This window comes from Candidatus Hepatincolaceae symbiont of Strigamia maritima, assembly GCF_055505085.1.
This window is the reverse complement of record NZ_DBKDTU010000050.1, coordinates 1-12,999: the sequence shown is the minus strand read 5'-3', so window position 1 is coordinate 12,999 and position 12,999 is coordinate 1. Positions and strand designations below refer to the sequence as shown.

Genomic DNA, 12,999 nt, shown 5'->3' with positions numbered 1-12,999 from the left:
TTAACGCATTTTACTTCTGTATTAAGTTCTTTCTGTAATCTTACTAAGCCTTTTAATTCTTTTGTCATCTTAAAAACTTTAAATATCTTACTATATTCTTAGGTTATCATAACTATTTAGTTCCGTCAAGCGTATCATTGCTAAAAATTAGTAAGGAAAGCAATTAAATTGCTATTAAGTACCATTGATGGGGAAAATAATTACTAAATTCTTAATTTAAAATATAAAATAGTGGTAAAAATTTTACTTTCCATGATACAATAATTTACAAATATAAAATATTAAACTCAGTTTTGATGAGATAGGGTACTTTAATGGCAAGAGAGGCAGTTAATTGGAATAGAGTTAACAATGGATTTACCAAAATGTTTTGGGATCAAAATATTAGACAATTCTGGATTGATGAAGAAATTCCTTTATCTGATGATAAAATTGTATGGATGAATCTTAATAAAGAAGAGCAATTCGTGTATACTAGAGTATTAGGTGGGCTTACCCTTTTAGATACGGAACAGGGTTCTGTTGGCATGCCAAAAATAGCCTTGGCAGTTGATAATCTACATGCCAAAGCAGTTTTAGGGTATATGGGTTTTATGGAGCATATGCATGCTAAAAGTTATAGTAGTATTTTTTCAACTCTTTGTACTATGCAGCAAATAGATGATATTTTTATTTGGGTTCAACAACATAATTCTTTACAGGAAAAATTAGCACTTATTCTGAACAGATATAATAATATTAATAGTCAAAAAGATTTATATTTAGCTATGGCTTCTTCGGTTTTTTTAGAAACTTTCTTATTTTATTCAGGATTTTTTTACCCACTTTATTTAGCAGGACAGGGGAAAATGGTAAATAGTGGAGAGATTATTAACTTAATTATTCGTGATGAGTCCGTACATGGGGTTTATACAGGCTTATTGGCACAGGATGTATTTGAGAATTTAAACACTAAAACTCAAAATGAAGTAAATACTGAAGTTGCTAATATTTTAGAACAACTCTATAATATAGAGCAAAAATATACCAATGAGCTGTACACCCCTTTAGGGTTAACTAAAGAAGTAGATAGTTTTGTACAATATAATGCGGATAAAGCTCTAATGAATTTAGCACTTAATTCTGCCTTTAATGTTAAAGATGAAGATATTAACGCCGTAGCTCTACGAGGTATGGGTACAAGTACTAAGAATCATGACTTTTTCTCAACTAAAGGGAACGGATATATTAAAACTACTAAGGTAGAAAAAATAAGTGATGAGGATTTTAATTTTTAGAAAATTTAAAAAACCAATCAGCAAAAAAATTTTAATTCAAAATAATACCGGTATTTACCGGCAAACTAGAGCTATCAAGAGGTTAAGTAATGGCAAACTATGTAATGGTAATTAAACATTTAAGAATGGCTTACCCCGGTGGGCGTGAGGTAATAAAAGATTTATCTTTGTCTTTTATTGAGGGTGCTAAAATTGGTATTTTAGGGCAGAACGGAGCCGGAAAATCTACTCTAATGAAGGTTATTGCAGGATTAGATAAAGAGTTTACAGGAGAAATTTGGATAAGAGATAAAGTAGCGGTTGGTTATTTACCACAAGAACCGCAATTAGATCCTAACTTAACCGTAAAAGAGAATGTTTTAGAAGCTCTTAAGCAAACAAAACAACTCTTAGATGATTTTGCTACTATTAGTATGAAATTTGCTGAGGAAATGAGTGATGATGAAATGAATGCCCTAATTGAAGAACAATCAGAAATTCAACAAAAAATAGAAGCTACTAATGCTTGGGATTTAGATAGACAGGTGGAAATGGCTATGGATGCTCTTAGGTGCCCGGACTCTAATGCTTTGGTTACTAATTTATCAGGAGGTGAAAAAAGAAGAATTGCCTTATGTAAGTTGTTATTATCTAAACCTGATATTTTATTACTTGATGAGCCTACTAACCATTTAGATGCGGAATCCGTTGCCTGGTTAGAGAGATATCTACAGGAATACAAAGGAATGGTGATGATAGTAACACATGATCGTTATTTCTTAGATAATGTAACTGGATGGATCTTAGAAATAGATAGGGGGCAGGGTATTCCTTATGAAGGAAATTATACAGCATGGCTCTCTCAAAAACAAAAAAGATTAGCTCAGGAAGAACGTGAAGAAAGTGCTAAACAAAGAGTTTTAAAACAAGAATTAGAATGGATTTCAAAATCTCCTAAAGCTCGTCAAGCAAAAAGTAAGGCTAGAATTCAAGCTTATGAAGATTTACTCTCCCAAGAGAATGAAATCAACATGTATGCTTCACAAATTATTATTCCCATAGGTCCTAGACTTGGAGATGTGATAATAGAGGGTGAGCATCTCAGCAAATCTTTTGAAGATAAAGTACTCATTGAAGATTTCTCTTTTAGTATTCCTAAGGGAGCAATTGTGGGAATTATAGGGGCTAATGGAGCAGGTAAAACTACTCTTTTTAAAATGATAACTAAAAAAGAAGAACCCTTAAGCGGTAAGATCAAAGTCGGAGAAACAGTAGTGTTAGGCTATGTTGATCAAAGCAGAGATACTCTTAATGATAATCATAATGTTTGGCAGGAAATCTCAGATGGGTTTGAGGAAATCTCTTTAGGGACTAAAACAATTCAAAGTAGAAATTATGTTGCTCAATTTAATTTTAAAGGAGCAGATCAGCAAAAACTTATTAAAAACTTATCAGGTGGAGAAAGAAATAGGGTACACTTAGCTAAAATGTTAAAATCTGGGGCAAATGTTTTATTGTTAGATGAGCCCACTAATGATTTAGATGTTGATACACTAAGGGCACTAGAAGCTTCTATTGCAAATTTTGCAGGTTGTGTGTTAGTAATTTCCCATGATAGATGGTTTTTAGATAGAATTGCCACACATATTATAGCCTTTGAGGGTATCAGTAGAGTTGAATTCTTTGAGGGAAATTATCAAGAATATGAACAAAATCGCAGAAGTAGATTAGGTATTACTACTGACACACCTCATAGAATTAAATATAAACCTCTAAGTAGATAATTTTATAATGCTATGCCAAAATTTCTTTAAAGAATAAATAATGGTTGAGCTAATTAAGTGATAATATTGTTATTCTGAGAAGTAATTTTAACTAGTCAGTACGATGTATATTAAGAAAAAGGTAAAATTTAATGTTACTATTCCTAGATAATAAATCTATTTTGCAAGAATCTGCATTGCAAAAAAAAAATAATATTAAACCAGGTGGTTATTTTAGTATCGGTAATTATGATGGTTTGCATAAGGGGCATAGGGCAATTTTCTTAACTCTTAAGGAATTAGCTAATAAATTCGGAGTAGCTGATAATTTTGGTGTGATTACTTTTAGTCCTTCTACTAAAGAGTTTTTTTTAGGTGATAAATTTACTTATTTAACTACAAACGAGCAAAAACTAGAACTTTTACAAGAATTAGGTATACCTAACATTATTGTAGTAGACTTTGCTTCTATTTATTCCTTAACGGCTCTGGAATTTTTAGAAAAATTTTTAAGAGAATATTTACAAATCGGCGGATTAGTTGTAGGAGAAGATTTTGCTTTAGGAAAGGGACGTATCTCTAGTACAGATTTCCTAAAAACCTATACTAAAGAGCATAATATTCAGTTTGTTACGCTCCCTGCTACTAAAATTCTTGTCCCTCAACCATTAGAAACATCAGAACTTCCAACTTCAACTCTGCAAAGTTCTAACCAGCAAAATGCTGAAAGGGTGGTTTCATCTTCCTTCATTAAAGAGTTAATTAAAGCCGGAGAAATTAAACAAGCTAATACTTTGTTAGGGAGAAATTACACCATTATTAGCAAGGTTATTTACGGTAATCAAATGGGAAGAACTATAGGATTTCCCACTGCTAATTTAGAAATACATAAATATGCTAAATTATATCACGGAGTATATGCAACAAAAGTCTTTCTTAATAATAGTAAAGTAGTGTATAATTCTATATCTAATTTTGGGATAAGACCAACCGTGCATAATGAAAAATTAGAGCTTTTAGAAGTTCATCTTTTTGATTTTGAAGGTAATTTATATAATCAATACCTTAGGGTAGAATTTATAGAAAAAATCAGAGCAGAACAAAAATTTAATTCTTTAGAAAAATTAAAAACGCAGATTTCCAAAGATAGTATCATTGCTAAACAAATATTACAGGGAGTATCTAAAAAAAATCATGACACAAGATTATAAAAATACTATCAGACTTCCTAAAACTGATTTTGAAATGAAGGCGAATCTTCCTAAGATAGAACCTGTTATTTTAGAGAAATGGGAACAAGCAGACATTTATGGGCAATTACGTACTAAGAATAAAGGTAATAAAAAATTTATTTTACATGACGGACCACCATATGCTAATGGAAGTCTACATATCGGACATGCTTTAAATAGAATTCTTAAGGATATTATAGTTAAGGGTTATACTATGTTAGGTTATGATGCTCCTTTAGTATTAGGTTGGGATTGTCATGGATTACCCATTGAGTGGAAAATAGAAGAAACATATAAAAAACAAGGTTTAGATAAAGAAGTTGTTACTATCTTAGAATTCAGGCGGGAATGTAGAGATTTTGCCGCCTATTACATAGAGATTCAAAAGGCTGAGACTAAACGTTTAGGAGTAATTGCTGATTATAAAAACCCTTATATTACTATGCAGTATAGGTCTGAGAGTCTAATTCTCAAAGAAATTAGTAAGTTCCTGTTAGATGGTTCTTTATATTTAGGTAAGAAACCAGTTTTATGGTCAACAGTTGAACAAACAGTTTTAGCAGAAGCAGAAGTTGAGTATCATGATAAAATCTCTGATGCTATTTACGTGGGATTTGAAATAAGTAGTGCGACTGATATTGATTTAATAGGGGCATTTATACTGATTTGGACTACCACCCCGTGGACTATACCGGCAAATCAGGCATTATCTTATTCTAAAGATATAGAATATTCTCTGTACGTGTTAACGAACATAGAAAATAAGCATGGTATTCCTAAGGATACGAAGGTAATTTTAGCTAAAAGCTTGGTTGCTAAGATCTTTGCAGAATTAGGAGTTATAGAGTATATTGAGCTTAAAAGTGCTCTTAATTTAGAGAAAGTAAGAGCAAAACATCCTTTGTTCGATTTAGGATATGATTATACCTCGCCTGCATTTTTAGCAGATTTTGTAAGTGCTGATACCGGTACAGGGATTGTACATAATGCTCCTTCCCATGGGGAAGATGACTTTTACTTAGGATTAAAGCATAATTTAGAAATACCAAATTATGTACAGGATAATGGGGTGTTTGAGGATTCTGTTCCGATCTTTGCTAAGGAGCATATCTTTAAAGTTAATCCTTTAATTATAGAAAAATTACAAGAAGCAAAAACTTTATTTGCTACCACAAAAATTACCCATAGTTATCCGCATTCATGGCGATCAAAAGCTCCTTTGATTTATAAATTAACTTCCCAATGGTTTATTTCTATGGATAAAACGAAGATTAGAAGTAAAACTTTGGAGGCAATTGAGAAAGAGATTGAATTTTTTCCAAAAATTGCTAAGAATCGTTTAAAGGCAATGGTAGCAAATAGACCTGATTGGTGTATTTCTCGTCAAAGAGTTTGGGGTGTTCCCATTGCTATTTTTGTTAATAAGCAAACCTCAGAACCTCTTAGGGATGAATCTATTATGAATAATATTATTCAGGCTTTTGAAACACAAGGTAGTGATGTTTGGTTTAAAGGAGATGTCTTTAGATTTCTCCCACAAAAATATAATCAAGAAGAGTACAAAGCGGTATTTGATGTGGTGGATGTTTGGTTTGAATCAGGTGCAACTCATGTTTTTGTCTTAGAAGAGAGAGAAGAATTAGTAAAACCGGCAGACTTATATCTTGAAGGTTCAGATCAACATCGTGGTTGGTTTCAATCTTCTTTACTGGAATCAATTGGAACCTCAGGGAAAACTCCTTTTAAAAAGCTTTTAACACATGGTTTTGTGTTAGACTCTAAGGGGCAAAAAATGTCAAAATCTTTAGGCAATGGTATGATCCCTCAGGAAATAGCTGATAAATTCGGTACTGATATCTTAAGGCTCTGGGTGGCAACGGCTGATTATGATGAAGATGTGAGAATTTCCCAAGATATTTTAGCTCAACAAGTAGATATTTATAGAAAGATTAGAAATACTCTGCGATATTTATTGGGTAATTTAGCTAACTTTGAAAATAATATGCAACTTCCTTATGAAGAATTAGAAGAATTAGAACAATGGGTATTATATAAATTGGTAGTTTTAGAAAAGAAAGTAGAAAAAGCCTTTTTAGAAACTTTTGATTTTCGTGATTTATTTAGTAGCTTATATAATTTTGCCTCTCAGGATTTATCTGCTTTTTATTTTGATATTAGAAAAGATAGTTTATATTGTGATAAGGTAGATAATATTAAGTTTAGATCAAGCATGACTGTGTTGCAAATTTTATTTAACTTTTTAACTAAATGGCTCACTCCTTTTATTTCTTTTACAGCCGAAGAGGCGTTTAGTAAAAATAATACTACTAAAACTTCTATTTTATTAGAAAGATTTGAAGAAACAGATCCTATATGGCATAATGAACTACTAAATCAAAAATGGTTAGTTGTACAAAAACTAAGAAAAATAGTTAACACCACTTTAGAATTAAAAAGGGTTGAAAAACTGATAGGTTCATCCCTTGAAGCCAGTGTTATTGCAGTAGTTAGTAAGCAGGATTATATCCTGATTAAAAACTTAAACTTAGCAGAAATCTGTATTACTTCGCAATTTGAATTATATCATAACAAAGATAATACTATGAAATTCCAAGATTATTTTGTTAAAGAAGAAGATATTTTGGTTAAAGTTATCAAAGCTAAGGGTGATAAGTGTGTGAGATGTTGGAGAATAGAACAAAATTTGCTTAATGATTTATGTAAGCGTTGTGATGATGTTATAAGTGCTTTATAGGGACAAATATGCTGAAAAAGTTTTTAACAATTTTTATAATAATATTACTAGTGTTATTGGCAGACCAATTAGTAAAAAAGCTTATATTTTTTTATTTTATGAATGATCCAGAACCTATTTATATTCTACCTTTTTTTCACTTAGATTTAATTTGGAATCACGGTATTAGTTTTAGCTTATTTAGCAATTATGATTATAGGGCAATTATAGCAGTTTCAGTATTAGCCTTACTTATTATTACTTTCTTATTTAACTGTTGCTTTAATCTCAATAAAATCTATATTGTTGTATCCTTTAGTTTTTTAATAGGTGGGGCAATGGGTAATATTTTTGATAGAATTCAATATGGTGCGGTAATTGACTACTTTTCCTTTGAGTTTTTCAAATATCGTTTACCTGTATTTAATTTAGCAGATATTTTTATCGGAATATCTGCTTTAATTTTAATTTATGATATTATAAAAGATAAGAAGAATCTAAATAAACCAAATAAAGGATTATAAATAGTGTCTAAACAAATAATAACCATACTAGTTGTTACTATATTTTTGGTGTCTTGTGTTAATAAAAAAACTATTTTTGAGGAAAATAAAAAAGTCTTAGATAGTAATTTAATAGTTGTGAACTCTCCGCTAACTATGCCCCCTTATTATGCCTTGGAAGAACCTGTTTTAGCTAATAGAACTAAAGATATAGATATAGCTAAAGAAGCAACCCGTGTAGCTATTTTTCAAAAACAAAATCCTAAAACTTTAAAAAACCTTAGTACTACAGATTTAAAATTTTTAAAAAAAGCTGGATATACTGAGGATACTTCTAATATTAAAGACGTTTTAAATAAAGAAATGCTGGGAATAGTAGAAAAAGATGCAAGTTTTATTAGTAAAATTTTTAAGGGAGAGGATGTTGAACTTCCTAATAAATTAGCAGAATATAATAAATACAATAAACAAACAGATTCCAAACAAATAAATAATAAACAAACAGGATTATAGTATAATAATGTATTGTTATTATTAGAAACAGTAAGTTACAAAGGTAATTTTATGGTAAAACAAGTATTAGTTACTGCTGTCTTATATGTGATACTTCTTAGTAAATCTTTGTTTGCTGAGGAATATTATAATTTTAAACTACCCAACGGTTTAGCCTTTTATATTATTAAAAATAATTCTCCTATAGTTACTTATTCTACTTGGTATAAGGTTGGAGGCATTGATGATCCAAGTAGTCAGGAAGGCATGGCACATTTTGTAGAACATATGATGTTTAAGGGTACTAATAGATTTTCAGTTCAAGATTTCACAACCCTAATGCAAAAAACCGGAGGAACATATAACGCTTTTACCAATCAAGACTTTACAGCCTATTATATTACCATAGCAGAACCTTATTTATATTCTATAATGGAGTTAGAAGCCGATAGAATGCAATGGTTAGTTTTTGATAATGATGATTTTGATAGGGAAAAAAAAGTAATTTTAGAAGAACGCTCAATGATTGTTGACAATAATCCGCTAAGTAGTTTTATGGAAATAATTGCTACTTATATTTTTCCTAATAGTAATTATGGTAGAAGTCTTATTGGGTATAAAGAAAATATCCTAAACATAGATTTACAATCTGCAAAAAAATTCTACAAAAGATATTATGTACCTAATAATGCTGCAGTTTTTATTATCGGAGATGTTGATGTTGGGGAAATAAAAGATTATGCCCATAGATATTATGGTTATCTGCGGAAGCCAATTATTGAAGAACCACGTTTAATGAATAATGAGCAGGAAGTAATATCAGAAGTTGTTGTTAGAGTAAAAGATAAGAGAATTAAACAAAAATTATTCTTACAGAGTTATTTAGCTCCATCAATTCTAACAGATAATTCCCATAAAAAAATTAATACTGCTGCTTTAGTATTATTAGAAGAATTACTTTCCGGTAAATCTTCTTATTTATATGAGGAATTAGTTTTAAAAAAGAAAATAATTACTAATATAGGAGTAAGTTATAACGTAAATAGCAGACTAAATACTTCATTTAACATTATTTTAGTTCCTAATGATAAGATCTCTCTTAATACCTTGCAACAAGAACTAACTTTGGCGATTAATAAAATTCTACACAAAGGATTCACTATTAAGGCAATTCGTTTGGCCGCAAGAAAAATCAGGGATAATATTACTTTTTTGCATGATGATAACTTTTCATACCTCATGTTTTTTGCAAATAATATTATGAGTGGCTTAAGTGTGGAAGAAACTAGAAAACTAGGTTCTAATCTCTTTTTTGTAGATACTGATGAAGTTAATTTTTATATTAAGCAACTATTAACTAAACAACCTCTAAGAGCATATTTACAAAAGGAATAATTTTATTATGCGAATAAGAAACGAGCAACCTATGTTTAACTTTAAACAGTTATATTATCTTTTAACAGTATTGTGTGTAGCTTTAGTTGTAGTAATTTATTATTTCCTAACTCCTAATAAAAATCATTTAGGAACTCGCTTACCTGAGGTTTTAAACAGTATTTCTGAATTTTCCTTAGGAGTTGGTGAACTTAAAGGTTTATTTTTACAAGATACTACTAAGCAAATTATTACGATTTCAGTGATATTTAAAGGAGGTTCTGCATTAGATCCTATAGGAGAAGAGGGGATTAGTGATATTTTCTCACAAATGATGCTCCGTGGTGCTGGGGGAATGTTAGCACAAGAGTTTCATAAAATGTTAGATGAATTTTCTATCAGGGTTAATACCAATGCTACAAGAGATACCTTAGAAATCAATATTACTAGTTTAAGCTTCTATAGAAAGAAAGCTTTTTTAGTTTTAGATTTAATACTCAATGAATTAAGTTTTAAAAGTCAAGAACTAGAATTAGTGAAAAGTTCACAACTTAATAAATTACAATTTGCTGAACAAAATCCGAATTATATGGCAAAGCAAGCAGTACTTGTAGCTATATTTCCTAAAAATAACCTCTTTAGAGCATCTATTGGTACTAAGAAGAGTATTAAAAATTTGCAAGTTAAGAATTTGGTAGCTTTTAAGAATACTTTATTAAATAAAAATGTATATGTTGGTGTAAGCGGGGATATTAATAAGTATGAATTAGAACAGGAAATTAGAAAAATTTTTTTAAAGTTTAATAAACAAACAAAAACCTTAACCTTACCAACCAAAACTAACCCTAACATTACTAATGAAGTTATTCATATTCATAATAATAATTTTACTCAAACTAAAATTTATTTTATCTATCCTATGCCAGAACTAACCTCTATTGAGGGACAATCTTTTATGCTTATTACTACTCTTTTAGCCGGCTGGGGATTAAATTCCATATTAATGGAAAAAATTAGAAAAGAAAAAGGGTTAGTTTATAATATCTCAGGTAGTACTTTTGTTTCAGAATATGGAAATTTTTGGCAGGTAACAGCAAATACACGAGATGATAATACTAAAGAGGTTATGGCAACTTTTAGGAATGTTATGGATAAAGTACAACGTAAACAAATAGATTTTACTAAAATAGCTGATACTAAAGCTTGGCTTATAACTCAGTACTTATCACAATTTCAATCTATTCAAAGTAGTGCTTTTACTTTGGCAAAATTACAAGTTTTAGGGTTTAATTTACAAAACATAATACAAAGATATGAGGCTACAGTATCTAGAGCAGATGTTGAGCAGATTATAGATAAATATCTCTCTAAAGGGTTTTTAACTATTATTATTAGTAATGTAAAATCAAAGATTAATGATGCACAGATAAATAAGTAGTTATTATAGGGTAATAGTATAGGTAAGTATGCCAGGAATGGTGACAAGTTCATAGTAAAAAAATAAAAATCTTTTTAAGATAAATATAATTAGATTAGTTTAAACGGATCGAATTAACAAAGTTTTGTACTAGAATAAATCTCATAACTATAAGATATTATTATTTATTTTAAAAAGCTTTTTCTAATAAATATAAAAAATATACCGTAAACAGTCAAAAATTATCGCTATTTAAACTATCCTAAAGTGTTATTAAATTGTTCATACTACAAAAATAACATATTTAATTATAAAATTTATACCATTTTAAAATCATACTTTTACCAATTACGTTTGTATGTCTACAACTCTTTTGTATGCTTTCTTCCAAAATTACTGTTTCTTCTACACGTTCCCTGATAGAAATACCTTAGTTTAAGTACTCTTGTATGGCTTTATAATTTCTGCTTATAGTATAGAGTTAAGTACTCTTTAAACAATTTATAATTGTAAATTTTATGATTTTTTCTGTTTGCTAAAGAAATAAGATTGTAATTAATCAAAGATTAAAGTATGCTAAAATCAGGTATTAGTAAAAAATAAAGAATAGGAGGTTAAAATGTTAAAAAATACAAAAGTTCTCTGGATAATAAGCCTTATTACAATAGCTATGATTTTTAGCTATACTAAAGTAAGTATAGCTAGTAATAAGGATACTATTAACATCTCTGTAGGAGGAGAGCCTGCAACATTAGATCCTAACTTAATGAGTGGTACTTGGGAGAATAAAATAGCAATAGACCTCTTTATAGGCCTAACTGAAACCTTAGCTGATGGTAGTAATGCTTTAGCTATGGCTACTAAATATAATATCTCAAAAGATGGTAAAACTTATACTTTCTACCTCCGTAAAGATGCTAAATGGTCTGATGGCAGAGCAGTTACAGCTCATGATTTTGAATTTGCATTTACTAGATTGTTAGATCCTAAAACCGCAGCTCCTTATGCTAGTTTAGCTTATTTAATTAAGGGAGCTCAGGAGTTTAATCAAGGAAAAGGTAATAAAGCAGGTGTAGCAGTAAAAGTTATAGATAACTATACGTTAAGAATTACTCTACTTGCTCCTGCTCCTTATTTTCTTGAATTACTAGCTTTTTATGTTTTTAACCCATTACCAAAACATGTAGTTGAAAAATACGGTAAAGATTGGATTAAACCTGGTAATATGGTAAGTAATGGGGCTTATAAGTTAGTAGAGTGGAAGCCGAAGTCTTATGTAAAGGCAACAAGAAATAAAAATTTTTATGATAATAAAAATACCAAGATTGATAATATAGTTTATTATACCCAAGAAGATGAAAGTGCTATATTAAAGAGGTATCGTGCTAAAGAAATTGATATAATTGCGTTTACTAACAATCAATACAGTTGGGTAATGAAAAATTTAAAAGATGAGGCTCACATCGCACCTTATTTGGGAACCTATTACTTTTCTTTTAATATGACTAACCCTAAGTTTAAAGATATCAGAGTAAGAAAAGCTTTAAATTTAGCAATAGATAGAGATTTTATTACCTCAAAAGTAACTAAAACCGGTGAAGTACCAACTCTAAATTTTGTACCAAACGGTTTTAAAGGGTACACCACAGCACAGCCTGATTGGAAAAATCTAACTATGAAACAACGCATAGCCGAAGCAAAAAAACTTTTGAGCGAAGCTGGTTATTCATCAAAAAATCCTCTAACTGTGGAAATTACCTATAATACTATGCAAGCTCATAAAACTATAGCAATAGCAATAGCTTCAATGTGGCAGAAAATAGGAGTTAATGCCAAATTATTTAATAAAGAAGTAGCAGTACATTATGGTGATATGAGAGCAGCTAATTTTGAGGTAGGTAGAGCCGGTTGGGTTGCTGATTACGTAGATGTTAGTACTTTTATTTATTTATTTACCAGTAATGCTGCGAATAATACTTCTAAATATAATAATCCTTTGTATGATAAAGCTTTTTTAGAGGCTATACAAACTGCTGATACTGCTAAACAAATGCAACTCTATAATCAAGCGGAACAAATGTTAATAGATGACAACGCTATAATTCCTATATATTATTATGTAGTTAAGAATCTAGTTTCAAAGAGAGTTAAAGGTTGGCAAAGTACCGAGTTAGATAGGCATCCTACCAGATTTCTATCTCTAGCAGAATAATGATTGTTTTTAATAT

General features: G+C 30.0%; 9 protein-coding genes. All 9 read left to right on the top strand.

Annotated elements, in window-relative coordinates; translation table 11 throughout:
• The first annotated feature begins 314 nt into the window (after positions 1–314).
• The 9 genes from nrdF to ACQCX0_RS01130 all read left to right on the top strand — a co-directional run bounded on the left by nrdF (position 315) and on the right by ACQCX0_RS01130 (position 12,983).
• Complete coding sequence (gene nrdF / locus ACQCX0_RS01170) at positions 315–1,277, top strand: class 1b ribonucleoside-diphosphate reductase subunit beta (protein ID WP_462562289.1); 963 nt, start codon at positions 315–317, stop codon at positions 1,275–1,277.
• Positions 1,278–1,366: 89 nt separating this feature from the next.
• Entirely contained in the window at positions 1,367–3,040 is a 1,674-nt protein-coding gene (gene ettA / locus ACQCX0_RS01165; protein WP_462562287.1) for an energy-dependent translational throttle protein EttA, read from the top strand.
• A 131-nt stretch (positions 3,041–3,171) separates the two neighbouring features.
• Positions 3,172–4,230, top strand: a complete 1,059-nt coding sequence (ribF, locus tag ACQCX0_RS01160; RefSeq protein WP_462562286.1) for a bifunctional riboflavin kinase/FMN adenylyltransferase — start codon at positions 3,172–3,174, stop codon at positions 4,228–4,230.
• A complete protein-coding gene (gene ileS, locus ACQCX0_RS01155; RefSeq protein WP_462562284.1) occupies positions 4,214–7,006 on the top strand; it encodes an isoleucine--tRNA ligase in 2,793 nt (930 codons plus the stop codon). Before ribF ends, ileS begins: the two co-directional genes overlap by 17 nt.
• A gap of 8 nt (positions 7,007–7,014) precedes the next feature.
• Positions 7,015–7,509, top strand: coding sequence for a signal peptidase II (gene lspA / locus ACQCX0_RS01150; RefSeq protein WP_462562283.1), 495 nt, complete (start codon positions 7,015–7,017; stop codon positions 7,507–7,509).
• Between the two features lie 3 nt (positions 7,510–7,512).
• On the top strand, positions 7,513–8,001 hold the full coding sequence (locus ACQCX0_RS01145) for a DUF3035 domain-containing protein (RefSeq protein ID WP_462562282.1): 489 nt from the start codon (positions 7,513–7,515) through the stop codon (positions 7,999–8,001).
• Between the two features lie 51 nt (positions 8,002–8,052).
• Positions 8,053–9,375 carry a M16 family metallopeptidase gene (locus tag ACQCX0_RS01140; RefSeq protein WP_462562280.1) on the top strand — a complete coding sequence of 441 codons (1,323 nt, stop codon included), beginning with the start codon at positions 8,053–8,055 and terminating at the stop codon, positions 9,373–9,375.
• Between the two features lie 7 nt (positions 9,376–9,382).
• Positions 9,383–10,792 (top strand): M16 family metallopeptidase, encoded by a 1,410-nt coding sequence (locus ACQCX0_RS01135; protein WP_462562279.1) that lies wholly within the window; start codon positions 9,383–9,385, stop codon positions 10,790–10,792.
• Between the two features lie 598 nt (positions 10,793–11,390).
• Positions 11,391–12,983 carry a peptide ABC transporter substrate-binding protein gene (locus ACQCX0_RS01130; protein WP_462562278.1) on the top strand — a complete coding sequence of 531 codons (1,593 nt, stop codon included), beginning with the start codon at positions 11,391–11,393 and terminating at the stop codon, positions 12,981–12,983.
• The last annotated feature ends 16 nt before the right edge of the window (positions 12,984–12,999 follow it).

Coding starts and splice junctions, on each gene's coding strand:
- nrdF (WP_462562289.1), top strand. CDS start 315: ATGGCAAGAGAGGCAGTTAATTGGAATAGAGTTAACAATGGATTTACC.
- ettA (WP_462562287.1), top strand. CDS start 1,367: ATGGCAAACTATGTAATGGTAATTAAACATTTAAGAATGGCTTACCCC.
- ribF (WP_462562286.1), top strand. CDS start 3,172: ATGTTACTATTCCTAGATAATAAATCTATTTTGCAAGAATCTGCATTG.
- ileS (WP_462562284.1), top strand. CDS start 4,214: ATGACACAAGATTATAAAAATACTATCAGACTTCCTAAAACTGATTTT.
- lspA (WP_462562283.1), top strand. CDS start 7,015: ATGCTGAAAAAGTTTTTAACAATTTTTATAATAATATTACTAGTGTTA.
- ACQCX0_RS01140 (WP_462562280.1), top strand. CDS start 8,053: ATGGTAAAACAAGTATTAGTTACTGCTGTCTTATATGTGATACTTCTT.
- ACQCX0_RS01135 (WP_462562279.1), top strand. CDS start 9,383: ATGCGAATAAGAAACGAGCAACCTATGTTTAACTTTAAACAGTTATAT.
- ACQCX0_RS01130 (WP_462562278.1), top strand. CDS start 11,391: ATGTTAAAAAATACAAAAGTTCTCTGGATAATAAGCCTTATTACAATA.